19 protein-coding genes and 3 tRNA genes are annotated in these 24,647 nt (G+C 32.3%); 8 read left to right on the forward strand and 14 right to left on the reverse strand.

What is annotated here, in order from left to right; all coding sequences use genetic code 11:
- Positions 1-5 precede the first annotated feature (5 nt).
- The 4 genes from BOW57_RS00635 (at position 6) to rpsT (ending at position 711) form a co-directional block, all read left to right on the forward strand.
- Positions 6-77, forward strand: a tRNA-Glu gene (locus tag BOW57_RS00635).
- A 39-nt stretch (positions 78-116) separates the two neighbouring features.
- Positions 117-188: transfer RNA gene (locus BOW57_RS00640), tRNA-Glu, on the forward strand.
- A gap of 43 nt (positions 189-231) precedes the next feature.
- Positions 232-303: transfer RNA gene (locus BOW57_RS00645), tRNA-Glu, on the forward strand.
- 156 nt (positions 304-459) lie between these two features.
- Complete coding sequence (gene rpsT, locus BOW57_RS00650) at positions 460-711, forward strand: 30S ribosomal protein S20 (protein WP_089052957.1); 252 nt, start codon at positions 460-462, stop codon at positions 709-711.
- A 159-nt stretch (positions 712-870) separates the two neighbouring features.
- Here the strand turns inward: rpsT and BOW57_RS00655 are convergent, their stop codons facing one another.
- Both BOW57_RS00655 and BOW57_RS00660 read right to left on the reverse strand, forming a co-directional pair.
- Complete coding sequence (locus tag BOW57_RS00655; protein ID WP_089052958.1) at positions 871-1,287, reverse strand: response regulator; 417 nt, start codon at positions 1,285-1,287, stop codon at positions 871-873.
- A gap of 5 nt (positions 1,288-1,292) precedes the next feature.
- A complete protein-coding gene (locus BOW57_RS00660; protein ID WP_241687356.1) occupies positions 1,293-2,948 on the reverse strand; it encodes a PAS domain-containing protein in 1,656 nt (551 codons plus the stop codon).
- 222 nt (positions 2,949-3,170) lie between these two features.
- Here BOW57_RS00660 and typA point away from each other — a divergent pair, with 222 nt between their 5' ends.
- Positions 3,171-4,967: a translational GTPase TypA gene (gene typA, locus BOW57_RS00665; protein ID WP_089052960.1), complete on the forward strand. Its 1,797-nt coding sequence runs from the start codon at positions 3,171-3,173 to the stop codon at positions 4,965-4,967.
- A 122-nt stretch (positions 4,968-5,089) separates the two neighbouring features.
- Here typA and BOW57_RS00670 read toward each other — a convergent pair whose 3' ends face one another.
- From BOW57_RS00670 to BOW57_RS00680, 3 genes are read right to left on the reverse strand one after another with little or no spacing between them, the layout of a single operon-like run.
- Positions 5,090-7,435 carry a T9SS type B sorting domain-containing protein gene (locus BOW57_RS00670; protein WP_129052680.1) on the reverse strand — a complete coding sequence of 782 codons (2,346 nt, stop codon included), beginning with the start codon at positions 7,433-7,435 and terminating at the stop codon, positions 5,090-5,092.
- A 15-nt stretch (positions 7,436-7,450) separates the two neighbouring features.
- Positions 7,451-8,287, reverse strand: a complete 837-nt coding sequence (locus BOW57_RS00675) for an ABC transporter permease (protein WP_089052963.1) — start codon at positions 8,285-8,287, stop codon at positions 7,451-7,453.
- A gap of 3 nt (positions 8,288-8,290) precedes the next feature.
- Complete coding sequence (locus tag BOW57_RS00680) at positions 8,291-9,202, reverse strand: ABC transporter ATP-binding protein (RefSeq protein ID WP_089052964.1); 912 nt, start codon at positions 9,200-9,202, stop codon at positions 8,291-8,293.
- A gap of 108 nt (positions 9,203-9,310) precedes the next feature.
- Here BOW57_RS00680 and BOW57_RS00685 point away from each other — a divergent pair, with 108 nt between their 5' ends.
- Positions 9,311-10,363: a hypothetical protein gene (locus tag BOW57_RS00685; protein ID WP_089052965.1), complete on the forward strand. Its 1,053-nt coding sequence runs from the start codon at positions 9,311-9,313 to the stop codon at positions 10,361-10,363.
- 147 nt (positions 10,364-10,510) lie between these two features.
- Complete coding sequence (locus tag BOW57_RS00690) at positions 10,511-11,371, forward strand: SdiA-regulated domain-containing protein (RefSeq protein WP_129052681.1); 861 nt, start codon at positions 10,511-10,513, stop codon at positions 11,369-11,371.
- A 156-nt stretch (positions 11,372-11,527) separates the two neighbouring features.
- On the opposite strand, the gene BOW57_RS00695 is transcribed toward BOW57_RS00690, so the two are convergent.
- Positions 11,528-15,262, reverse strand: coding sequence for a metallophosphoesterase (locus tag BOW57_RS00695; RefSeq protein ID WP_129052682.1), 3,735 nt, complete (start codon positions 15,260-15,262; stop codon positions 11,528-11,530).
- A gap of 26 nt (positions 15,263-15,288) precedes the next feature.
- Between BOW57_RS00695 and BOW57_RS00700 the strand changes: the two genes are divergently transcribed.
- Positions 15,289-16,467 (forward strand): Pycsar system effector family protein, encoded by a 1,179-nt coding sequence (locus BOW57_RS00700; RefSeq protein WP_129052683.1) that lies wholly within the window; start codon positions 15,289-15,291, stop codon positions 16,465-16,467.
- Positions 16,468-16,533: 66 nt separating this feature from the next.
- Here BOW57_RS00700 and BOW57_RS00705 read toward each other — a convergent pair whose 3' ends face one another.
- The 8 genes from BOW57_RS00705 to BOW57_RS00740 form a co-directional block, all read right to left on the reverse strand.
- The gene (locus BOW57_RS00705; protein ID WP_129052684.1) at positions 16,534-18,903 is read right to left on the reverse strand and encodes a GAF domain-containing protein; all 2,370 of its coding nucleotides are present in this window, start codon (positions 18,901-18,903) and stop codon (positions 16,534-16,536) included.
- A gap of 204 nt (positions 18,904-19,107) precedes the next feature.
- The gene (locus BOW57_RS00710) at positions 19,108-20,166 is read right to left on the reverse strand and encodes a nucleoid-associated protein (protein ID WP_129052685.1); all 1,059 of its coding nucleotides are present in this window, start codon (positions 20,164-20,166) and stop codon (positions 19,108-19,110) included.
- Positions 20,167-20,211: 45 nt separating this feature from the next.
- Positions 20,212-20,532 (reverse strand): four helix bundle protein, encoded by a 321-nt coding sequence (locus BOW57_RS00715; protein WP_129052686.1) that lies wholly within the window; start codon positions 20,530-20,532, stop codon positions 20,212-20,214.
- 157 nt (positions 20,533-20,689) lie between these two features.
- Positions 20,690-21,229 carry a hypothetical protein gene (locus BOW57_RS00720; protein WP_089052972.1) on the reverse strand — a complete coding sequence of 180 codons (540 nt, stop codon included), beginning with the start codon at positions 21,227-21,229 and terminating at the stop codon, positions 20,690-20,692.
- 213 nt (positions 21,230-21,442) lie between these two features.
- Positions 21,443-22,045, reverse strand: coding sequence for an HPP family protein (locus BOW57_RS00725; protein ID WP_089052973.1), 603 nt, complete (start codon positions 22,043-22,045; stop codon positions 21,443-21,445).
- A gap of 87 nt (positions 22,046-22,132) precedes the next feature.
- Positions 22,133-23,410, reverse strand: a complete 1,278-nt coding sequence (locus tag BOW57_RS00730; protein ID WP_129052687.1) for a chloride channel protein — start codon at positions 23,408-23,410, stop codon at positions 22,133-22,135.
- Between the two features lie 266 nt (positions 23,411-23,676).
- Complete coding sequence (locus tag BOW57_RS00735; protein WP_129052688.1) at positions 23,677-24,066, reverse strand: VOC family protein; 390 nt, start codon at positions 24,064-24,066, stop codon at positions 23,677-23,679.
- On the reverse strand, positions 24,066-24,641 hold the full coding sequence (locus tag BOW57_RS00740) for a sugar O-acetyltransferase (RefSeq protein ID WP_089052976.1): 576 nt from the start codon (positions 24,639-24,641) through the stop codon (positions 24,066-24,068). Before BOW57_RS00740 ends, BOW57_RS00735 begins: the two co-directional genes overlap by 1 nt.
- Between the last annotated feature and the right edge of the window lie 6 nt (positions 24,642-24,647).

Raw genomic sequence — 24,647 nt, forward strand, 5'->3', positions numbered from 1 at the left:
TACATGGTCCGTTCGTCTATCGGTTAGGACGCCAGGTTTTCATCCTGGTAAGGGGGGTTCGATTCCCCCACGGACTACTTTTTTTTCTGCGAATAAGTTATTTAACTTGATGTATTGGTCCGTTCGTCTATCGGTTAGGACGCCAGGTTTTCATCCTGGTAAGGGGGGTTCGATTCCCCCACGGACTACAATTCAATTTTATATAAATTGAAGAAAACTTAGAGGAAAATTGGTCTGTTCGTCTAGGGGTTAGGACTCCAGGCTTTCGTCCTGGTAACAGGGGTTCGATTCCCTTACAGACTACAAAAATTAGTTGTGAATAAGTTTTGTAAAATGAAAATTGGTGTCTCGGTTTTTGTTTTATTAGTTAAAACCAAAGTGATTGTTTTGCAATTGTGGGAGGTTTTTCTTTTTTAACTAGTACTTATAATAATTATTACATCTAAAAATTAAAACAAAATGGCAAATCATAAGTCAGCATTAAAAAGAATCAGAAGTAACGAAAAAAGAAGAGTTCTTAACAGATATCAACACAAAACTACTCGTAACGCTATTAAAGCATTAAGATTAGCTACTGATAAATCTGATGCTACTGCAAAATTATCAACTGTAATTTCTATGATTGATAAATTAGCTAAAAAGAACATCATTCATGATAATAAAGCTTCTAACTTGAAGTCTAAATTAACGAAACATGTTGCTAAATTGTAATTAATTACAATTTCCTAAATATTAAAAAAAGTCCTCTAAAAGAGGACTTTTTTGTTGTTTAAAAATGAAAATCTTAAATTCAGTTTTAGGTGAGTTTTGAATTTAATATTCTCTAATTATATCTTTTGTTCGATTTTAGGAGTTGGTAATGTCTGGTTTTTAGTCGATGTCTATTTTCTTTTTGAGATATTCTAACATGGCCAGCGTAATTGGTTTTGAAAGAAAATCTATTATTATAGGGTATTTTTTTGCTTTGGCTAAATCGTCAGGATCAATTGTAGAAGATAATACAATGACTTTTGCGCTGTTGAATTCTTTATAGTCGGCTGAAATGAAATGATCTAGAAATTCCCATCCACTCATAACTGGCATGTTTAAATCTAAAAAAATCAGCTCTGGTTTTTTGTTTACCTTATTTTTATTATTGGTGTATTTTAAGGTATTGAAATGGAGTAGTGCTTCTTCACCATTTTGAGCAGTGATAATTTCATGTGAAAATGATGATCTTGAAATTACTTTTTTGCATAGCATTAATGTAATAGGGTCGTCGTCAATGCATAAAATTTGCTCAAGCATGGTGTTTAGTTTTTAAATGTTATCGTAAATGTTGTGCCTTTATTGACTTCGCTCTCAATACTAATCGTTCCGCCCATGGTTTCTACTTGAGATTTTACAAGATATAAGCCTAGTCCTTTGCTGTCTGGGTAATTGTGGAATCTCTGATAAAGACCAAAAACTTTATCGCGATTTCGGTCTAGATCTATTCCAATTCCGTTGTCTTTAAAGGTTAGTGTAACTTGTTGATCAATTTGTTCGGCAGTTATTGATATTTTTAATTTACGGTTTTCGGACTTGTATTTTATTGAGTTTGTAAGCAGGTTGAGTAAAATGCTTTCAATATAAGCCTTGTTTGTGTTTAATAAAGGGACTTTTTCGAATTTTAATTTAATAATTGGTTTGTGTAGTTCAATTTGAAAAGAAAGCTGGCTGAAAACATTTTCAAAAACTTCTTTTAACGAAACTTCTTCTTTTTGCATAGAAGGATTGTCTTTTATGATTATGACTTTTACTAAATCATTAATTGTTTCATTTAATAAATGAGTTGATTTTGTAAAACCTCCTAAAATCTCTTGCAGTTCAGTATTCTCAATAGGAATATCTTCGATAAGATTTAAAAGTCCAATTAAGTTAGATAATGGAGCTCGTAAATTATGTGATGTGATGTATGAGAATTGTTTTAGGTCTTTATTGTTTTGTGTTAGTTCGCGAATTAAATGTTCTTTTTCAGTTTCCAATGTCTTTTCGTCAGTAATATCCCTTTGGATAGAAATCCAGTGTGATATCAAACCTTCGTTATTAAAAATTGGGATCATAGAGAAACGTACCCAGTATTCTTCTTTTTTCTTAGTGTAACTAATTGTTTCTATCAAACATTCTTCTTCATTTTTGATGGCTCTTAAGAGTTTTTTTAGTTCATCTGAGTCAGATTTTGGTCCTTTGAAGATATTTGGAGATTTTCCGATTATTTCATTTGATCCATAGCCAGACATTTGAGAGAAAGCTGGGTTAACATAAACTATTTTTGGTATTTTACGATCGACAGAATTGGCTTCAGTAATTAAAATTGAATCTTTAGATTGTGTGATTACGGTTTCTAGTAGTTTTAATCGCTGTTCTTCTTCTTTTTGTTTGGTAATATCTTGTATTGCACCAATCATTCTGATAGCCCTTCCGTTTTCATCTTTTAGTAAAAAGCCTCTGTCTAAAACATACTTGTAGCTTCCATCGGCGCATCTAAAACGGTATTGATCCTGCCATTTTTCTGTTTTTTGCTCAATAAAAGAGTATAATTTAATAGACATTCTAATGCTGTCTTCTGGGTGAATTTTGTCAAACCACCACTTTGAAGTTTTTCCAACTTCTTCAGGGTTGTATCCAAAAACGCTCTCGATTCCTTTGTTCCAATTTATTCGGTCTTCTTGTATTTTCCAATCCCAAATAGTATCACTTGTTGCTTTTGCAACGATGTCATATTTTTCGTTGGATTCTTTAATTTCTTCGTTTGTTTTTTTTAGTTTCTTAAAAATTGAAATATTTCTATTTTCATTTTTGGTGAGTATGTATTTGAAAATAAGTCCTGTAGTCAGAATAAGAAAAATATCCTTTAAATAAAATAAATAAGAATATTTTGACTGAAAAAAGTATTTAATGAGTAGATTATGGCACACTGTTGCCATAATTAGTGATATGATAACGTAAACAAGAGTAATTAGGAGAGTTTTACTTTTCATTACTCAAATATAGTTAAATTAACCATAACTAAACAATAAGTAAAGTTCATTTTGATGCCTAATTTAACATTGATTTAATGAACTAATTACTTGTATATACGCAAACTATCACAGAAACGTTTTTTTTTAGAAAATAAAGTGTACTTTTGCACCCATTAAAAAACACAAATGGAATCTATTAGAAATATTGCAATTATTGCCCACGTCGATCACGGTAAGACCACTTTGGTTGATAAAATTATGTATCACTGTCAATTATTTCGTGACAACGAAAACACAGGTGATTTAATTCTTGATAATAACGATTTAGAGCGTGAGAGAGGTATTACTATTACTTCTAAAAACGTTTCTGTTCAGTACAAAGGAACAAAAATCAATATTATCGATACTCCTGGCCACGCGGATTTTGGAGGTGAAGTAGAACGTGTATTGAACATGGCCGATGGTGTATGTTTATTAGTGGATGCCTTTGAAGGTCCTATGCCGCAAACTCGTTTTGTATTACAAAAAGCTATTGATTTAGGTTTGAAGCCTTGTGTAGTTATCAATAAAGTTGATAAAGAAAACTGTACTCCTGAAGAAGTTCATGAAAAAGTTTTTGACTTAATGTTTGAATTAGGTGCTACAGAAGAACAGTTAGACTTTCCAACTGTTTATGGTTCTGCTAAAAACAACTGGATGTCTGACGATTGGAAAAACCAAACAGAAAACATCGAGCCTTTATTAGACATGGTTATTGCTAATGTACCAGCTCCTAAAGTTTCTGAAGGTACTCCACAAATGTTAATTACATCTTTAGATTTCTCTGCTTTTACTGGGCGTATCGCTATTGGTCGTTTAGAAAGAGGTATTTTGAAAGAAGGTATGGCAATCTCTTTAGTAAAGAGAGACGGTACTGTTACGAAATCAAGAATCAAAGAATTACATACTTTTGAAGGTCTTGGACGTAAAAAAGTAGCTGAAGTAATTGCTGGTGATATTTGTGCCGTAGTTGGTATTGATGGTTTTGAAATTGGTGATACTATCGCTGATAACGAAAACCCTGAAGGTTTAGCTTCTATTGCTATTGATGAGCCTACAATGAGTATGTTGTTTACAATTAATGACTCACCTTTCTTTGGTAAAGAAGGTAAATTTGTAACTTCTCGTCATATTAGAGAAAGATTGACAAAAGAATTAGAGAAAAACTTAGCGATGAAGTTAGGTGAAACTGATTCTGCAGATAAATTTATGGTTTTTGGTCGTGGTGTACTTCACTTATCTGTTCTTATTGAAACAATGAGAAGAGAAGGTTATGAGTTACAAATTGGTCAGCCGCAAGTAATCATCAAAGAAATCGATGGTAAAAAATGTGAGCCAATTGAAGAATTAACAATCGATTTACCAGAAAACCTTTCAGGTAGAGCAGTTGAATTCGTAACAGTTCGTAAAGGTGAAATGTTAAGTATGGAGACTAAAGGTGAGCGTATGATCATTAAATTTAATATTCCATCACGTGGAATTATTGGTTTAAGAAATCAATTGCTTACAGCTACAGCTGGTGAAGCTATTATGTCACACCGTTTCATTGGATATGAGCCTTACAAAGGAGAAATTTCTGGACGTAACAAAGGTTCATTGATTTCTATGGAAAAAGGAAAAGCTATTCCTTATTCTATCGATAAATTACAAGATCGTGGTAAGTTTTTTGTTGAACCAAATGCTGAAATTTACGAAGGTCAGGTAATTGGAGAAAACTCTCGTAGTGATGATATGTGTGTGAATGTAACTAAAGAGAAAAAACAATCTAACGTTCGTTCATCTGGAGCTGATGAAAAAGCTAGAATTATCCCTCCGATTATTTTCTCTCTTGAAGAAGCTTTAGAGTACATTCAAAAAGATGAGTATGTAGAGGTTACACCAAAATCTATTCGTCTAAGAAAAATCTATTTGACTGAAACTGATAGAAAAAGATTTAAAGTTTAGTAATTTTAAATTTCAATATAAAAAATCCCAAATTCCATTATGGAGTTTGGGATTTTCTTTATGGTTTAAATTTGAATTTTATGCAATTCGAATTTGAAATTTAGGTATCAGATTTGCGTGCTTTATCTTTTTAAACTAAAATGGCCTTTTACGCTTTTACCATTTACAAAGGTCAAAGTAAACCAATAATCATCAGAGGGAAGCTGCTGGCCATTAAAAATACCATTCCAGCCAATGCTGTTTTGATTCATTTCTTTCAGTAATTTTCCGTAGCGATCAAAAACATAAATTTTAAAATTTGGAAGATGTTCGATGTCATTGATAAACCATAAATCATTATATCCGTCTCCGTTTGGTGTGAAAAATCTTGGATAATCAAGTACATATATGGTAATATTGTTTGATAATCCACAGCCATTTTTGTCTCTGGCAACAGCATTATAAGTGCCGGCTGCTACTCTGATAAATAACGGATCATCTTGAAACGTAAGACCGTCTAATGAAAATTCGTAGTCTCCAACTCCAGTATATTCTAACAAAACTGAATTATCGTTCCCTGAAAAATCTTTTACAGTCGATCCTGTCAATGTTGCAGGTTCTGATAAAATAACTTTGAAGGTTTTAGTTTTTTTACAGCCATTTGCATTTGTTACAGTTACGACGTAATCTCCCGGAGCAGTAACAGTTAATGAATTTGTGGGATTTCCAGGTGCAGTATTCCAAGAGTAACTGCTAAAACCAGAATCAACAGTTAGTGTTACATCACTATTTTTACATAGAAAAACAGATTCATTCTCAAAATTTGGCGGGTCAAATGTGTTTACGACAAGAGGAACTGGAATAATATCGTAACAATCTGGTCCGTTTACAACTCTGCCATAAATAGTTTGATTGAATGCAGTTGTGTTTCTGAAAATATTTGGTAACTGATTTGTTTCTGTTACAGCATCATTTGCGGTTGCATAGTAATTAACAGTTAATCCAGTTGTAAGACCAAGCTGTGGTGTAACCTCATTATTCAAATCAAATTGATACAATCCATCTTGAGTTTGATCTTGGTCGCAAGTACTTATCGGATTTGGGTCAGTAATAGATGTATTTGCAATTTCTAAAGTTACTTGAGCAATTTTAGAGCATCCAAATTGATTTTCAAGGCGGGCGTAAACAATTTGATTTGGGGCATTATTAATATATCGATTTGGAGATGCGATTTTATTTGTTTTGTTCTGAGCATCAGTCAGTGTTTCATAAAAGCCTTCATTTAAAATCGAAGCAACATTATTTTTTATAATATTGTTTACTTTGCTTAAATCAAAAATCGAAATCCCGTCCGTATTATCATCACATTGTAGTAAAGAGGTATCTGTTGATTGGATTTCTAAAGCATAGTCTATTTTTATCTCTCCCGATAATATGCACATTGTACTTATTACAGTGGCTTCAACTGCATAATTTCCTGCGTCTGTAACTTCATAAGTTGGATTTGTACTTAGTGTAACAGAAGGATTGTCTTTTTTATACCATTTAAAAGTATAATCTACAGCTGATAGTTTGCTGTCTAAAGTAATTCTTTCTCCAAAACAAGCAGGATTGTTATTTGCAATTGTACGATCTTCTCCAAGAACTATTTTTGAAGCAAAACTTCCTGCTTCAAGAAAAATTGCTGAAGTTTGGTATCTAACGTCAGCATCGCCGATTACAAGTTTTACGTGATATTTTTTTCCAGCAGTTACTGTGCTGCTAGCGGTCATTACGATAGTTTGTCCAGCAAAATTTATTGGACTTGTATTTGTATTTCGTCCGTTAAAGTAACTTTCATTTGAAGCTGCACAACCAGGATAACTAATGCCTCCAACACTTGATCCGGGGTCAATTTTTGGATGAATATTTACAGAAGAAACCGGCGTATTTGTATTAGGTATTACAGCTAAATTTTTATAAGGATCAGCAGTTCCAACTTCTTTGATTAAAAAAGCAAATCCATCAGAATATCGGCATGGAAAATCATATTGATATTCGTTAGAAGCAAAAATATAATTAAAGCTCAAGGAACTTGTGTTAGCAATAAAATCAAATTCCAGCACCGTTGTATTCATTGAATTAATACCAAGTGTTTGATCGAGATCGGTGTCACGACCCCATGAAACACTATCATCAGAACCGTCATTTGGATTACTAACAAAGGGACCGATTGCGCTTTGAGCTGTTGAAGTTGCCAAAACGATTCCTTCTCTAAAAGGAAAACTGCTTCCGTTACTATTAAAATAAGCAAAACTCTGTTTCCCAGGTCTAAAATTATCGCCGCGACCTGTTGAATTTGAGGCATTGGCACAAGAACTATTAACTAAAATATCTTCAATTAACTGTGTTGGTGTTTTTGTATCGTCAATAGTTATAACCTGCGCATTTATCTTTGCGGACAAACAGCATAAAAATAGAATAAATAAAAAACGTTTTGCTGGAATCATAGTATAACAAATATACTATAAATCTCGATTTTTTAATAGTTTGTAAGAAAAGTAAATAAACAAGAAAGTCCAGATTAAAACAATTAATATCGTAGTATAACTTACGCTGTAATCCTTGACATCATTTACGCCCATTTGAGCTCCGATATTTTTAATAACCGAAAGTCTTGAAAAGGGTTCTATAATTAAATTTGACATCGCTTCCAGCGGGAAAAACTTCATTATAGTATATCCTGTCGTACTTTCAGGAAATATTTTGAAAACTAATAAACCTTTTGCAATGCCTTCAAGGATACTCCAAACTAATAAAAATCCCAAAGCAAATGCAGATCGTTTTACCAAGATTCCTAAAAACAAACAGAAAGAAAAGAAACCAACCAGTTTTACAAAAAAGGCAAGCAAATAGTCTAAATCCATGAAAATGACATCAAATTCAGTGTACGAAGAAAAGCTTAATCCAAGCAGTAAACTCATTACAAAAACAAAAATGGTAGAGCATAATGCAAAAAGTACAACCGTAAGAAACTTGGATAGAATAAATTCTTTTTTGCTTAAACCATCAATTAAATTTTGTTTTAATGTACCGTAGCTGTATTCATTTGCCATCATTGAAACAATTACAATAGCTAGAAAAAATTTCAGCCATGCTGCGATATAGGTGTTAAAATGCCAGATAAAAGGAAAGTTAAAGATTCCCATTTCGGCCAAATGAAATTTAAAAACACCTAGGTCAAATTTTATAGATGCAATTAATGCTATAAATGAAAGAAGGATAAAATAAGTTAAAGTAAGAATCTTGCTGGCTTTATTTTTCCAGATTTTTTGTAATTCTATAGAGACAAGTCTGTTCATGGCTTAGTTATTTTTGATGGTGGCTTTTTGAGTTAGTTCTAAAAATTGTGCTTCTAAACTATTTTTGCGTTTTACCAAATGGCTCAAAGCAATATTTTTAGAGAACAAATACAAATTCAGTTCAGAAGCGGATAAATCGGATTTTAGATGTACCAAAATTTTTCCATCTGATTCTTTTATTTTATCTACAGCAGGATGCTCTGTTAGAACTGATTTTAAAGCTAAATTATCATTTGCCTGTAATTCGAAGAAACTTTCATTAGCAGACATGCCATCAACTGAACCTGAATACAAAATTTCGCCTTTGCGCAGAACAACAACGTGCGAGCAAACTTTTTCGACTTCGTCTAGTAAATGCGAAGCCAGTAAAATGGTTGTTCCGTGCGATGCAATTTCTTTAATAATATCTCTAATTTGATGAATTCCCTGCGGATCTAAACCATTTGTAGGTTCATCTAAAATTAGAATTTCGGGATCATTTAATAGTGCCGATGCAATTGCAAGGCGTTGCTTCATTCCTAAAGAAAAAGTACTGAATTTGCTGTCTTTTCTTTCGGTTAAACCCACAAGAGTCAGTTTTTCATTTATTTTAGAATAATCAATGCTTTTTATTTTGCAAACCAGTTTCAGGTTTTCTTCGGCAGTCATGTACGGGTAAAAGTTAGGACGTTCTATAATAGCGCCAACCTTTTTTAAAGCTTCGTGCGTTTGCACTTTACCGTCAAACCATTTGTAATCGCCCGAAGTTTTATTTACAACATTCAAAACGATGCCTAAAGTGGTTGATTTTCCGCTTCCGTTTGGACCTAAAATTCCGTAAACATGTCCTTTTTTAATGCTAAAAGATACATTTTGAAGCGCATTAATGCGTCCGTATCTTTTGCTTAGATTCTCGATAGTTAATATGGTTTCCAAGTTAATTGTGGTTTTAGTTTTTTAGTAAGACGAAGCAAGTGGGATATTGTTACGCCAAATTTATTTTTATCATCTTATTCGTGTAAATTTGTAATAAAGATATTCAAAATGAGCGAACCTTTAATGGTGTTAAAGAAACCTACTTATCCTTTAACACGTCCATTATTAAGTTATTTAGAACGATACGAACGAATTTCGAAAGTATCTGTGTTCTATGATGACTTATTGCGTTTTTCCGGCTCGGTCAATGTATATGATAAAAATGAAACGGATACTTTGTGGATTCGAGTTTATTACAGCGAGTTCGAAAGAAATGAAATCGATTTGAACCTAAAGAAAATTTATTCGCTTTTACATTCTGATGGAAATAGTGATATTATTCAGTTTCTAAATATTGATGCAATTGACTATTGTACTTTTGGAAATTCAAAACCGTTTAGAATTAAGGTGCGAAACATTCTGAACGACAATTATGTTCATTTTTATATTAAAAAAGCAGATGCTTCGAGGATTTACGGACTTGAATTGGAAGATATTCTTTCGCCTGATAAAATTAACTTTTTGGTCTACAAAGACACTTTAATCGAAGAACACATTATAGGTATTCCAGGTGATGTTTTTATGGATACTTTATTGCACAATTGTACAGAAACCGAAAAATCTCAGATTGCAAAGGAGTTTGTAAAGTTTAATGAACGTTGTATGATTAGACTTTTAGGCGATATGCGTGCTTATAATTATGTAATTGTCCCTATTCACGATTTTGATCAAGTAGTTTATAAAATCCGCCCAATCGATTTTGATCAGCAATGTTATGAAGGAAATTTTAAAGTGTATCGCCCGCAGTTTTTTAAAGAAAATTATCCAATGATACAGCTCATAAAGGAGAAATTAGAAGATCGATCCATTATTCAATACAAAGATGAAGAAAGAGCGATTTTGGCAAAACGTATACATTCAGCCGAAACGAGAATACATAAATTACTGAATATAATGTGTCACGATACCATTTCGACCGAAGAACATTTGAATCAATTGAAAATGGAATTGTATCGATATACAAACGATATGAAATTTAAAAATGCTAAATCAATGGGGCATATTATGCATGCCGCGTTCGAATTTATAACCCGTAATTTTAAAAATACAAACTTAGTTTAAAAGGATAAACCATATAAGTTATATAAGTTCATAAAGGCAAAATTTGAGTTTCGTTATATGATTTTAAAAAATCAATTCAAGCTATATTCACAAAGCAAAACTTAAATTCTCTCATATTACTTATATGGTTCAAAAAAAAACAATCTTATGAAAAAGTCTTTTTTAGTAGCCGCTTCTATTGTTTTATTAGCGTGTCAGCAACAATCAAATAGTGATTTAAAAACGCTTTATTCACTTCCAAAAAAGTTAAAAGAAGTTTCGGGAATAACTTATTTTCCTGAGACAAATTTGCTTTATACTTTAGAAGACAGCGGAAACAAAAATGCAGTTTATGCATTAAATGCCGAAGGAAAATTGGCTAAAACAATTACGATTTCAAATGCGGTAAATGTGGATTGGGAAGACATAACCAAAGATAAAAAAGGCAATCTTTATATTGGAGATTTTGGAAATAACGATAACGAACGTAAAGATTTATGCATTTATAAAGTAGATAAAACTCAATTGGATAAAGATGTGGCTTCTGCCGAATATAAAATTTCATTTTCTTATCCAGAACAAACTGAATTTCCTCCAAAGAAAAAAGAAATGTTTTATGATGTTGAAGGTTTTTTTGAACACGACGGTTACTTTTATCTTTTTACCAAAAATCGAAGCAAAGGTTTTGACGGAACTGCTTTTATCTATAAAATAAAAAATGCAGAAGGAACTCAAAAAGCAGTTAAAATAGGAGAGTTTAAAACTTGCGATAACTATAATCATTGTGTGCTAACCAGCGCAACAATTAGTCCTGACGGAAAAAAAGTGGTTTTATTAAGCCATGATAAGATTGTCTTATTTAAGGATTTTAAGGGAGATTTATTTCATAAAGGAACTCAGACTGAAATTGAACTCAATCATTTTTCTCAAAAAGAGGCTGTTGTTTTTAAAGACAACAATACTTTGCTTATTGCCGATGAAAAAGCGAACAAGACGGGAGGTAATGTTTATGAATTTAAACTAAAATAATTTGAATTTCTGAGATACATTTCAACGAATTATATTTAAAAAGTCAGCCACGAATTCACCAATTTTAATCATAGTTAATTCGTGAATTCGTGGCTGTTTTTTATAGGTATCTAGGGAAAACCTTAGCACCTTAGCATCTCAGAACCTTAGTGCCTTTTAGAAACTATATGCAGCCCCAAAAATTACTCTTCCTACTTCGTCAGGAGATTTAAAATAAGAGATTCTAGCTGTTAAAACATTGATTGCATTCAGCCAAAGACCGCCGCCGTAATCCTGATGCCATTTTCTTGAATTTTCGCCATCAAGCCAGATTCTTCCGTAATCAAAGCCGCCTAAAATTCCGTAAGTCAAAGGAGCAACCGTACGTTCGATTTTACCAAGACTTAATCGAAGATCAGAGCTTTGAGAGAAATACGAATTACCTAAAAAGCGATCGTTTCTATAGCCTCTTAAATCAGTGTCGCCTCCTAAAGCAGCGCCTTGATAAAACTCATAATTGTTATTAAGTATTGCTTTTCCTTTTAAATATGTGGCTAAAACTAGTTTTCCGTTATGATCGATTTTATGAGTAAAGCCTAAAAAACTTTCCAATGTTGGGAAATTTTGTTTCGTGTCACTCAAATTTGTTGTCCAAGTAGCGGCAATCATAAACGCCATACCTAAAGTTGGTTTTGCTGCAAAATCAGAATTTTTAAATTGATATTTCACCTTCAAACCTCCAAATGTCTGGCTGTCAAATACCATTGGGTTTACGATGTTTGGAATATCAATATATCTGTTTTCAGTTTCTTCAACTGTCATTTTCTGAAAAATAGGCTGAAAACTGAATTCACTTCCGTATCGTCCAACGTGTCTAATAGCACCTGATACATTAAATTTTCGAATACGGACTCTGTTGTAATCCATTCCGAATTCCTCGTCATTGTTCTGACTTTCGTTTCCATATCCAAAATAGTTCATGGCAAAATTTGGAGTAGTGTACTGCGATTCAACATCAATAACCCATTTACCCAGTAATCCAGGGAAATGTGCCGCATAATTAAATTCTAAACCGCCGGTAGCAAAATAGTAAAAACCATTTAATACATGTTTTTGTGTATAAGGATTTTGTTTAAAATTGTTTACGGTGTAATTTACATTAAAACCTAATTTTACACCGTCATCAGGATTATATCCAATATTTGGCAGGCCAGAAATTACATTGTATTTTGGTTTTTCGTAATTGTATAAGTTAACATCGTAATCGTCAGTTAACTGAGTTTGGGTTTTTGAGTCTAAGTTATATGTGTTTTCTTTTGATTTGAAATCGTAAACAATAACTTTTCGACCATTTTCGATATTATAAACATCATTATTTTGACCGCCAATTAAACGAATTTTAACGTTCGATTTATGATCGCCTTTTACTTCAAAAACATCATTGTCATCTAAACCATAAATCCATAAATTTTTGGTTTTAGCATCACTTATCATTTTTGTGTATTGTAATTCGTCGCCATCTTTCTTCATTCTGATAACCTGAAGTTCAATTTTGTTTTTGGCAATGTGATTCAAAACAAATTTGTCTTTTTTATCAGTTCCCGCAATCATAATTGTTTTACTTAAAACATCAGAATAGCGTATTGCATATTTTTGAAGTTCTTTTTTTCTGCTTTTTAGCTTTTGCTTAATTTCTTCAATCGTCTCATCCTGAACCTCTTTTGGTAAATTTTTAAAAGCATTATCAATATCACTGTCAGATAAATTTTCTTGAATAAATTTTGCCTGCTCAATCCAGTCTTTTTCTTCAGCCGTTTTTAAAAATGCTAAATCTAAAGGATAAGGTTCTCTGTTAAGCCATTTTACATTGTCGATTGAACTTTTAAAAGTACGCATATGGCGCAATGCAGGAATATTCATTAAAAGCGAAAGTAAGGTTCCGTCATATTTTACAAATGCCTGATCACGATCTCTCGGAATTGGTTTATAAATTATTTTTCCGTTTTTTTTGTGTTCGCCCCAACGCCATTGGTCACTGTGTCTGTCCCAGTCGCCAATCAGCATATCAAACAAACGTGCTTTTATATATTCTTTTTCATCAACAGTATATTTTTCATCTTTATGAAGATTAGCCATCATATCGCCAGTGCTTATTATATCACTTGGATTTCCGAAGTTTTTAGCATCAATATGATTATCAGCAGGTCTTTCTTCTACCATATATAATCCATCACCAAAACTTGCATTAAATTCTTTTAAGCCATTTTGTCTAGGAATATAGTATAAAACAGGATTGGTGTGCGATAATCCTATTTTATCTGATAAATTGCCAACAGCGAAGCTTGTATACGGGTGAGATGTAGTATAAAAATCTAATAGGAAATTCTCTGCGTATGTATCAGCAAAATCGTTTACAACATATTGATCTTTAAAAGCAACTGACTGTAAAAATGCTGTAGCACTTTTTTTCATGGCACGCATTACATATTCTCGGCCTTTTGGATCTGACATTCTAAGGGAAACAGATTGATGACCGCCGCCTTCTCGAATAGGTTTTAATCCTCCCATTAAAGTATCTACTGTAGCCGTTTTTACTTCGATTGGCATACTGTAATATTTTCTATAGTGTTGTCCGAACAAGAATTTATGAAAGAAACTTTTTTCAGTCATTTTCGGCGGATAGATCGAAGTCGTAATTTTTGGAGGGAAGTTATTCGGAATATCTGCCGCCCAGTTAATTTCTTTAGCTTTGATTATTTCGCGCTCAAAAAGGAGTTTTTCTTTATTGTTTTCATTTCCATAAAAAGAAACTTTAGCATCGCCGCTTTTAAACAAGGTTAAAGTTGCGTAACCATTTCCTCCATACGAGAAATCATAAGGATTTACAGCTCTGGCAGCTTCAGATTTTGATCCGGCTCCACTGATAATCTGCTGAATATTTTCTTTACTGATGTATTGCAGGTTGTGATCGTGTCCAGAAACAACAATAACATTTTTCTGCTTCTGTAACAGCGTTTTAATTCTTTTGGTGTAAATGGTATATTGCTTATTTTGAATATCCTGTGGACTTACACCAGATGTTTTTCGAAGTAAATTAATAAAAGATCCAATAATTGGAAGCGGAATTTTATTCTCAAGAGGAAATAATTGTTTTTCCATAGAGAATTGTCCGCCGTGTGTTCCATTGCTCAATAAAGGATGGTGAATTGCAAGAACAACTGTTTTTTCTTGATTTTTATTTAAAATACTTTCCAGCTCATCAAAAAAATCTTCTCTTGTTTTTATAGAACAATTGTCGTTGATAGTTGGATGATCGTCCCAGTTTTCAAGAAACCATTCACTATCGACAGTTACTAACGTTGTAGTGCTGTCAATTTTTACGCCTTCAATAGGGCATGATTTTCTTGGTAAAAAAGCTTTTTTGTCATTTAAATAATTAGTTACAAAATCAGCTTGTCGTTCTAAACCTTTTATACCGCTGTACCAATCGTGATTGCCAGGAATGAAAATAGTTTTTCCCTTAAATCCCTTAGTTAGTTTTAATTGATTGGTAAGTTTGGTTTCTGCAAGTGCTTTATCATCAGGGTTTTTATCACTCGGAAAACCTTTTGGATAAATATTGTCTCCTAAAAACAGTAAAGTTGATTTTTTACCGGCTTTTTTTAATTTTTGATGTAAAAGTTCCAGTGTTTGTTGTGCTTGTTTTTCATCAGCATTTCCAGCATCTCCAACAAGATAAAATGTTTGGGCAATTTTTATGGTATCAGTTGCGTTTTCTGTTTCGTTGGCGCTTACATTTTTTCCGTATTGAGGTTTATGCGTTGCGCAAGAGCTGATTAATATAAGAGTGGTAATTGCTAATAAATAGTTTTTAATCTTAGCAATGAAATGATTTTCCAAAAACAATTTCATAATTTAGTGGTATAAAAATATTCTTTATGAATCTAATAGATCAATCCGAAGATTTCGTCAGTAATTTACTCAAAGATAAACTTTCTAATTTATATTCTTACCATAATTTTAACCATACATTAACTGTTGTTACTGCAGTTAAAGAACTATGTAAGAAAGAAGAAGTAAGTGATAGTGATAAAGAAGTTCTTATAATTGCGGCTTGGTTTCACGATACAGGTTATGTACATGGTTATGATAATCATGAGAAAGAGAGTGTGAAAATTGCAACTGCTTTTTTGAAAGAAAAAGGACAATCGGAAGAGTTTATCGCAGCTGTTGGCGATTTGATTTTGGCAACACAGAAAGAATACGTTCCTAAAACGCATTTAGAAAAAATTATTAAAGATGCAGATTATGCACATCTTATGGGAACAGAATACGTGACAACTTGCGAGTTGCTGCGTTTAGAACTTAAAAATACTGGAAAAATATCGTTCACAAATGCAGAATGGGCTAAAGAGAATTTGAATTTTTTATTGAATAAACACCGTTTTTACACGGATTATGCACTTAGAAAATGGCAGCCGCTTAAAGAGAAAAATTTAGTTCTTATTCGAAAAAAAATAGATAAACAAGAATTAAAAGCCGCCGAAGCAATAGAGGAGGAGAATAAAAAGAAAGAAAAACTCGAAAAACCAGATCGCGGTATCGATACGTTATTTCGTGTTACTCTTGGAAATCACACACGTTTAAGCGGTATTGCCGATAGTAAAGCTAATATTCTGTTATCTGTTAATGCTATTATTATTTCGATTGCACTTTCGTCTATTATTCCAAAATTAGACAGTCCAAAAAATGCACATTTGGTATTGCCCACATTCATTATGTTGATTTCAAGTGTGGTTACAATTATTTTTGCGATACTTTCTACGCGTCCAAAAGTAACCTCTGGTTTTTTTACACGTGCAGATGTTGAAGAGAAAAAAGTGAATTTAATGTTTTTTGGGAATTTTTATAAAATGCCTCTTGAAGATTATGACTGGGCCATGAATGAAATGATGAAAGATCGTGATTATTTGTATTCAACAATGATCAAAGATCTATATTATCTAGGATTGGTTTTACAGCGAAAATACAACTTACTGCGTATTGCCTACAATTTTTTCATGGTAGGAATAATTATTACGGTAATTGCGTTTGTAATCGCTTTTAAATCGATTTAATTTTAAGTACATATTTAAACGTTTGATCTGCGGTTCAATATTAGTCAAAGAAAAAGCTCAACTAATTTAGTTGAGCTCATCTAATAAATCCTGATAGGTTATTTTTTTTACCTCTGAATTCGAAGTATTATTAATCACTTTTACTCGAATAGCTCTTAAACCCGAAACGCCTTGAAGATCTTCGACTTCAAATTGTTCGATTGCTGGCTCAAGAACTTTCGTGTGCTGCAGGTATTTAATATATTTTAAATACTCAGCTTCTTCGCCGTTTTGCGAATACACGATTGTTATTTTTTCTTTTTCAGTAATACGTTCGTTAGTTCCTTTAATATTTGCTTTGTCGATTCGTTTTTTAACAACCTCATATCTGGCATTATAAGTTCCGTCAACATCAAAACGTTTTTCATCCATTCTAAAACGTATTGAAAGCGGAGAACTAAATACCAAGATCAACGAAGTAACATCTAATTCGTATGGCAATGATTCTTTTAACTGATGATGCGCCAATTCCATTTCACATAACGTTTGTAGCTGCCACAAACGCAAATTATGCAGATACATTATATCAAACGGTTTTGTTGGTGCAATCGAAGCTCCAATATATAAGTTATGTTCTACACCGTCAGTTTTAAAACGCTCATAATAATGCGGATAAATTTGCTGTGCCTCGATTTGTTTTTTATCTAGAACAGAAGCTAATCTTTTATTGATAATCGACATGGCATTGTCGAACTTCTTTCTTTCCTGATAAAACATTCCTGTTTTTTCGTCCAGAGTTTCAAAGTACAATTCTTCCAATTTTACATTTTTAGCATTGTCCTTTGTGTTTTTCAATATCGGATGAATTTCTTCTTCGATATAGCGCTGAATATGTTGTTCAGTATCTGCTTTCAAAGGAAATTCTAACTCGTCTCGAAGCGATTCTAATTCAAATTTTCTCTGTTCCAAAAGAACCAAATTCGAATTAGGTTTTTGATTATTAAAAATTTCTAATAATGCTGTAAGCTGATTTTGAAGATCTATTTTTACAGTTTCATTTCGATGTTCAGATGAACTTTTAATATCAATTTGTCCGTATAACGGGAATACATTTTTAAACACAATTTCTTTAAAAATATAGTCTTTTGTATGATTTATATTTTGAAAGTAATTTTGAGATTCTTTCTTGAATTTCCAATAAACACTTGGGTGAATTGTTGTATACTCACGCTGAATAATGGCTTCAACCTGATGCTGCATATCGGTATTATAGCGATCAATTGTATCTGTTAAGTACGGCAAAACTAATTCCAGTTTTGTAGCGTTTACGCTGTTTAGTTCTCTTGCATTTTCAGAAACTAGTTCGACTACACCCAATAAATGACCGTCTTTTATGACCGGAGCAAAAACACAGCTTTGAATTCCTTGTTTTAAAAGATGTTCACCAAGTTTTTTGTTTGAAGAATCTTCGATGAATTTTTTAACATTAGAAATAACAAGCGGTTCTTTTTTGTCTAATAAATTTTCAAAAGAACATCCAAAAAAAGCATTTTTACAATCTACTTCCTGATCTGATTTTAATAAAAAACTGGTAAGCTGATTGTCAAATTTTATTGGTCTGATGAATTTTTCTTCTTCAGGATTATAGATTATAAACCCCACTTTTAAATTCGAAATTTTAAAGATCGATTTAAAAATGTTTTCAATTATTTCTGTCGAAGCAACTCTTGTTGTTTCGGGTTTTAATAAATTACTTTTTAGGTTCGAAATCGCGCTTTCAGTCGTTGCATCAAACAAAGAAACAATACCAAAACCTTTAAGAGTCCAGCTTCCTTTAGGGAATTTAGATTTCCATAAATCAATATCATTATAATTATCAATAAGAAGATCGATATCGTCCTGTGTTAAATGTATTGCTTTTTCTGTTGGAGTAATTTCCATAAAATCGGCATTATACAAAATTCTATAATGCTTTTCTATTCCGTTTTCGTCTGGAATATCATAGAAAAATGGTCTGTTGAAATCGAGATTTTGTTTGTAATAATCGCCTAAAATCAAACAACAATTGTTGATGTAAAATTGATGTTCATCAAAATCACGAATTTCCATATAAAATTCGTCGCCGGCATTTCGTAAAATTTTCTTGAAGCGTTCGGTATAATTGAATGAAACGTTTTGAAAAGGAATTGTAATAGCCTTTATCTCATTATGCGTAAGTGCAGTTGGGAATAAATCAGCAACTAGATTTTTGATTAAACCTTCGTTATTTTTAATAATAGAGTAGTCGTGAATTCCGGTTCTAAATTCCGGATATGCTTCAACCTCTTTTAAAATGGCTTTAGCGTAATTAGATCGATAATCAACATCAGATAAAGCAATTTCTTCAAAAGATTCAATCAGCTTATGAAATGAGATTATCGTTTCGAAAGGACTTTCGTTGTGTAAAAGACGATCCATCTGTTTTGGTTTTAGTATGCAAAATTAAGCATAAATTAAGAATCTTTTGCATTTTACGATTTCTTTCGCTTATAGTGCTATCGAGTTTAATTGATATTTTGAAAAGTAAAACTTTTATAGCGTAAAACGACCAATAAAAAACGGCAGTTACAAATTGCAACTGCCGTTTTTCGTTTTAAGTAAGTAATAGAAAATGAATAACTCTTAGCTTTTTTCTTCTTTATTGAAGTATACTAAGTAGTAATACATTTGTTTTTCTTCATCCCAACCTTTTTCAACAAATTTCTCTGCACTTTCAGGATTGATAAAATCCATTTTAATCTGAATATGTGTATCTAGATTAATAACGTTTTTAATCGATTTTCTGGCGTCAGAAACTGCTGCATTTGCAATTGGGAATGAGGTTACATCTTCGATGCTGTATTTTTCTCCTTTATCAACTTTATAGTTTTTGAATTCAGGAATTAAGTCTGGATTATCAAGTACTTCATTCAAGAAATTTTGTTCTTCAAACTGATCGTTTTTAGCGAAATAATTCACTGAACGGTTCATAAACATAACTTCTTCTTTTTTGTCTTCTGCTGGTAAAACAACATCTTTTGCGAAGTTTTGGCAGAATTTCAAGTACTTTTTAGTGATGAAGTTTTCATCTTCAAAAGCATCAACAGATAAAAAGTGCTCTAACCAATAACGTGCATCATAACGGTTGCTGTCTACAGTTAGAATTTTATATCCTTCTTCTTTTTTATAATTAAAAATCAAACATCCTTTGTCTAATTTACTCAAGTTGATACCTTGCTGTAAAATCATTTCAAGATTGCTGTCTTTTTCTTCAAATTGTAAAAAGTCAGCCTGTAACTCACTTTTAAAAATTCCAATAGCATCAACTACATTATTATCGATACTTAAGTTGGTTAAGTACGTAACATAAACCTCTCCGTTTTTAATATGCGGATGGTTAGACTGCTCGTATAAATGTTTTGTGATTTTTTTTGAAATCTCCTGAACATTAGCTGGATTGTCAAAAATTTCAGAAGCATACTTAAACATGTCATTATAATCCAAATCTACTTCGTGCGCAAACTGATAATAGTTTTCTTCCTTTTCTCTAAAAGGTTTAAAGAAATACTCTTTTATCAAAGGCACAATTTCGTCATTTAAATTAAAGGGCTGTTCTGATAAAAAAATAGCTTCGTTACGGCTTTTGTTTCCTACGCGGTGTATCGAAAGCGTCTCGATGTGAGTGTTGAATAAGTTGATCATGTATTTATTTAGGTTCAGAGAAGCAAAGGTTCAAAGGAACAAAGGTTAGTTTCTATCTTTTATTTTTCTGATAAAAGAACTTAACATTCGTTCTATTTCTCTGCTTTCTCCATTTACTTTATTGAATTGGTGCTCGGTTATATATTTTAAATTGAATGAAATTTCAAGTTGAGTCTGCATTTCAAACAATGATGAAATTGAGATGTTTAAAAACCTCAAATAATCATTATTTCCATCTCTGCCGTATCCCTCAGCAATATTACTTGGTATTGAAATGGAGCATCTTCTAATTTGTGAAGATAAACCATAAATTTCTTCTTTAGGGAATGAATTTGTTATTTGGTAAATTTCAGTTACCAAATTCATAGATTTTTGCTAGATTAAAAGATCTCTAAAAGTTTTCATTTTTACAATTAAGAATTAAGTGTGGAAATAATAAAAAACTTACAAATTAAAATTGCAAAATTTTAAAGAAAACCTTTGTGCCTTTGCCTCTCTGTACCTTTGAACCTCAAAAAAAAAACTAATTCCAATTCTCCTCAAATCCAAAATCTTCAAAGCTGTCATCGCCTTCAAACATATCTAGATCGTCTTCGTCTAGATCGTCTTCAAATTCGCCGTAGATATCGTCATGCATATCAGCTTCAAAATTTTTCTCGCCAGAATCATCAGGCATTTCTCCATGAGAAAATAAAGTTTCTGGGTAAACAGCTCCAACAGATTGATCTTCAATAGCAGCCAATTCAACTAAGAAAGTCCACATATGAATGAAATCGTAAACATAAATGATTTTGGTGTTTTCTTTATCTAAGATAGAAGATAATGGATAATCGCCCATAGTTCTTTGCTCACCAGGAACGTCGCCAGTATCAAAAAGCGGAATTTCATCTTCTTGATTCCAAGTTTCATCGCAGGTGTAGAACGAAGCTACTTCCATTCCGTCAAAACCAAAAGCGTTGAAGATTGCATTGTGTAAATCTTCAAGAGTATCTTCTTCAAGAATAGCAATGTCTCTAAAAATATCTTCTTCGGCGTCTAGAATTACTCTAAATTTATAAACCATAATCTTTGTTTTTATTGAGAGGTCAAAGGTAAAATATAAAAAACAAAATACGAATTGTGAATTACGATTTGTTGAAAAGATTTTAAACTGTTGTTTTCCTGTGATTTAGTTTGTTTTGTGAATGTGCTGAATTTTCAGAATCTTTTAGTTTTCAATGATTCCTAAAATTATAGCTGCAAGTTCATGTAAACATTACTGGAACAGTTGAAGCAATTACTGCTTACCAGTTAATCTCTTTTTGATTTTATGATAATGTTTGTGGTATGTGCTGTGGCTGGGATAACTTCTGCTTGATGTCATATTATTAAAAAGGAGAGCAGTCAAAAGTAAAATAAGTGTTCCCACAAGAACCGGCGAAACCACATAAAAATAACCTAAAGCTTTAATTTTGTCTGAACCAATAATAGCAATCAGAGCTGTTGCACCTCCTGGCGGGTGCAGAGTTTTAGTAATCTGCATGAAAATTATTGCCAGCGAAACTGCCAAAGGTGCTGCAATCCAAATAATGTCTGGTGCTAGTTTATGAACTGTAACGCCTATAAAAGCCGAAATTACGTGTCCGCCAACTAAATTCCTTGGCTGAGAAAATGGACTTTGAATAATTCCGTAAACCAAAACGCTCGAAGCTCCAAAAGAACCAATCAAGTAAACAGCATCATTTCCTGTAAAATGTATCGATTGTACATAAGCTAAAATCCCAATCCCAACAAATGATCCGAGAAATGACCAAAAATGTTCTTTATAGTCAATTAAAGTTTCTTTATAAAGAATATAACGAGTTTTGCGATAGCTTCTTTTAATTCTTGGAGTGGGCATAATTATTTAATGTTTGTGTATTTTACTAAGAAAGGGTTAAAGATTAGTATTTAAATCTGTGAGATTTGTGAGTTGGTTTCTGGATTGTTATTTTGTTAAACTTGGGGCATAAGTATAAACAGTATGAGGATAAATCATTTTTGCGGTGTATTTAGAAATTAGACACACTACAAGAATTGGTAAAAACAACGTATAATCGTTTGTTAAACCGCATACTAAAAATATTGCTGTAAAAGGGGCATGAATACTTGCGCTTAATACCGCAGCCATACCAATAATCATAAAGTTTACTGGAATTACATGCAGATTGAAAAAGGTGTTTAAAACCGATGCAAGCAATAATCCTAAAAAGGCACCGATAAAAAGACTTGGTGCAAAAACGCCACCGTCTCCGCCAGAAGCCAATGTGATAGAGGTAACGATTGGTTTAAGAATTAAAATACCAATAAATGTTAAAGCTAATGTCAGGGTTAAAGGGATTTCTGCCGAGTTTCCAAAAATACCTTTTATGGCATGATAGCCTTCTCCATACAATTGAGGGAAAGCAAATAATGAAATGCTTAAAACCACAGAGCCAATAAGGATTTTATAATAATGCGTACCTATTTTTCCAAATTGAGATTTAAAAAACAATACACATCGTGTTAAATACACAGAATTCATTCCGGCTAAAATTCCTAAAAGAATAAAATACGGAATCGCTTTTAGATGCCAAGTTGTAATAGAAACGGCAAATAAAGGTTCTTCTTTTAAAATTGAAAGTAAACCAAATGCAATAGAAACAGCAATTACATTTGAAATAATAAATGCACGTGTTACTTTTCTTGAAATAACTTCAAAAGCAAACAGAATTCCTGCAATTGGACTGCTGAAAAGAGCAGTAACACCAGCTGCGACACCTGCGCAAATTAATTCCGTTTTGTATTGACGGAAGACATTTTCTTTTTCATGAGCAACAGATCCAATTGTCGCTGTAGCTACAACTGTAGAAACCTCTATTCCTGTTGATCCGCCGAAAATAACAGTTATTAATCCGTTTATAAAATGTGATGGAATTTTATAAGAAGGAAGATTCTTTTTAGTTTTTGTACTTTCAAAAACTTCTTTGATTCCTTTATTTTCTTTTTTCTTAAAGAGATATTGTCTCAGGAAATAAATTACAGACAATCCGAAAACTGGAAAAATAATATAGAATATTGGATGAACCGAAACTTCATGAAAGAAGATTTCCTCGTAATATTCAGTGATTTTTTTAAGTGAAATTCCTAAAAAGGCTGATAGAAAGCCAATTAAAACAGATACAATAACTAATTTTCGGAATTTAATAAATTGATGATTTTTTTTGATTTTCGCCGTTTTGTTCATCAGAAGTAAGTCGCAGCTTTTTTATGCGGATTACAAAATTAAGCATCAAAATCGGTTTTTAATAGAAAATCTTCAATATAGTGTGTTAAAATGTATATAAACAAGAAAATTCTTTCAGTGTGTTTTTCTTTGTATATCGCTTGTTTAGGGGCAAAGGTACAAAGTAGCAAAGGTTCAAAGATTCCTATTTCAAGCCGTTCTATAAAATAAAAAAAATGAGAAGAACCTTTGTTCCTTTGAGGCTCTGTACCTTTGAACCTTAGTTTCTATCTCTCATAAAACTCAATTGGCAATAAATCAGGATCAGCAATAAAAGTAAAACGTTTTTCAGTTGTTTCATCTATTCTGATAGGTTCTGCTTCTATGTTTTTTGAAGTTAAGAAAGCAATAGTTTCTTCTAAATTAATTACTTCAAATGCCAAGTGTCGTAAACCAACTGCCTCTGGTCTCGATGGACGCTGCGGCGGATTTGGAAAAGAGAATAATTCCACTACATAAATGCCATTTAATGCCAAATCAAGTTTGTATGATTGGCGTTCTTCGCGATAGATTTCTCTAATAATAGTAAGTCCTAAAACTTCGGTATAAAAAATTTTAGATTTTTGATAATCCGAGCATAAAATGGCAATATGATGGATTTTGTTTAAGGTAAGCATTAGTTTTTTTGTTGAGGTTCTTGATTTAATTTTCGAATTACTTTAGCAGGATTTCCAACTGCAAGAGAATTATCAGGAATATCTTTTGCAACAACAGATCCCGCGCCAATAACACAGCCTTTACCAATTGTTACACCGGGACAAATAACAGAGTTTCCGCCAATCCAGCAATCGTCGCCAATTGTAATTGGCTCTGCATTTTCTAAAGATTTTCTCAATTCTGCATCAAGCGGATGAGTTGCTGTGTAGATTTGAACATTTGGTGCGAAAAAAACATTTGATCCAATATTTACTGGACAACTATCAAGAACGACACAATTAACATTGAAATAAACATTGTCACCACAAGTTATGTTGTATCCATAATCGCAATGAAAAGGAGGTTCGATATAAAAATTACTGCCAGAATTAGGAATTAACTCTTTTAAAATTTCTTTTGCTTTTTTGGTCAAACGGTATTCTTTTACATTCAATGTATGCAATAAGATTTTTGCTTTTCGGCGGTCTTTTACTAAAACAGGATCTCCTGGTAAGTAATATTCTCCCGCAATCATTTTTTCTTTTTCTGTTTTCATATAAAG

The sequence above is a fragment of the Flavobacterium sp. YO64 genome (genome assembly GCF_004119505.1).
Taxonomy (GTDB): domain Bacteria; phylum Bacteroidota; class Bacteroidia; order Flavobacteriales; family Flavobacteriaceae; genus Flavobacterium; species Flavobacterium oncorhynchi.

Bases quoted from the DNA above. Each gene is read 5' to 3' on its own strand.
- rpsT (WP_089052957.1), top strand. From the start codon at position 460: ATGGCAAATCATAAGTCAGCATTAAAAAGAATCAGAAGTAACGAAAAA.
- BOW57_RS00655 (WP_089052958.1), bottom strand. From the start codon at position 1,287: ATGCTTGAGCAAATTTTATGCATTGACGACGACCCTATTACATTAATG.
- BOW57_RS00660 (WP_241687356.1), bottom strand. From the start codon at position 2,948: ATGGCAACAGTGTGCCATAATCTACTCATTAAATACTTTTTTCAGTCA.
- typA (WP_089052960.1), top strand. From the start codon at position 3,171: ATGGAATCTATTAGAAATATTGCAATTATTGCCCACGTCGATCACGGT.
- BOW57_RS00670 (WP_129052680.1), bottom strand. From the start codon at position 7,435: ATGATTCCAGCAAAACGTTTTTTATTTATTCTATTTTTATGCTGTTTG.
- BOW57_RS00675 (WP_089052963.1), bottom strand. From the start codon at position 8,287: ATGAACAGACTTGTCTCTATAGAATTACAAAAAATCTGGAAAAATAAA.
- BOW57_RS00685 (WP_089052965.1), top strand. From the start codon at position 9,311: ATGAGCGAACCTTTAATGGTGTTAAAGAAACCTACTTATCCTTTAACA.
- BOW57_RS00690 (WP_129052681.1), top strand. From the start codon at position 10,511: ATGAAAAAGTCTTTTTTAGTAGCCGCTTCTATTGTTTTATTAGCGTGT.
- BOW57_RS00695 (WP_129052682.1), bottom strand. From the start codon at position 15,262: ATGAAATTGTTTTTGGAAAATCATTTCATTGCTAAGATTAAAAACTAT.
- BOW57_RS00700 (WP_129052683.1), top strand. From the start codon at position 15,289: ATGAATCTAATAGATCAATCCGAAGATTTCGTCAGTAATTTACTCAAA.
- BOW57_RS00705 (WP_129052684.1), bottom strand. From the start codon at position 18,903: ATGGATCGTCTTTTACACAACGAAAGTCCTTTCGAAACGATAATCTCA.
- BOW57_RS00710 (WP_129052685.1), bottom strand. From the start codon at position 20,166: ATGATCAACTTATTCAACACTCACATCGAGACGCTTTCGATACACCGC.
- BOW57_RS00715 (WP_129052686.1), bottom strand. From the start codon at position 20,532: ATGAATTTGGTAACTGAAATTTACCAAATAACAAATTCATTCCCTAAA.
- BOW57_RS00720 (WP_089052972.1), bottom strand. From the start codon at position 21,229: ATGGTTTATAAATTTAGAGTAATTCTAGACGCCGAAGAAGATATTTTT.
- BOW57_RS00725 (WP_089052973.1), bottom strand. From the start codon at position 22,045: ATGCCCACTCCAAGAATTAAAAGAAGCTATCGCAAAACTCGTTATATT.
- BOW57_RS00730 (WP_129052687.1), bottom strand. From the start codon at position 23,410: ATGAACAAAACGGCGAAAATCAAAAAAAATCATCAATTTATTAAATTC.
- BOW57_RS00735 (WP_129052688.1), bottom strand. From the start codon at position 24,066: ATGCTTACCTTAAACAAAATCCATCATATTGCCATTTTATGCTCGGAT.
- BOW57_RS00740 (WP_089052976.1), bottom strand. From the start codon at position 24,641: ATGAAAACAGAAAAAGAAAAAATGATTGCGGGAGAATATTACTTACCA.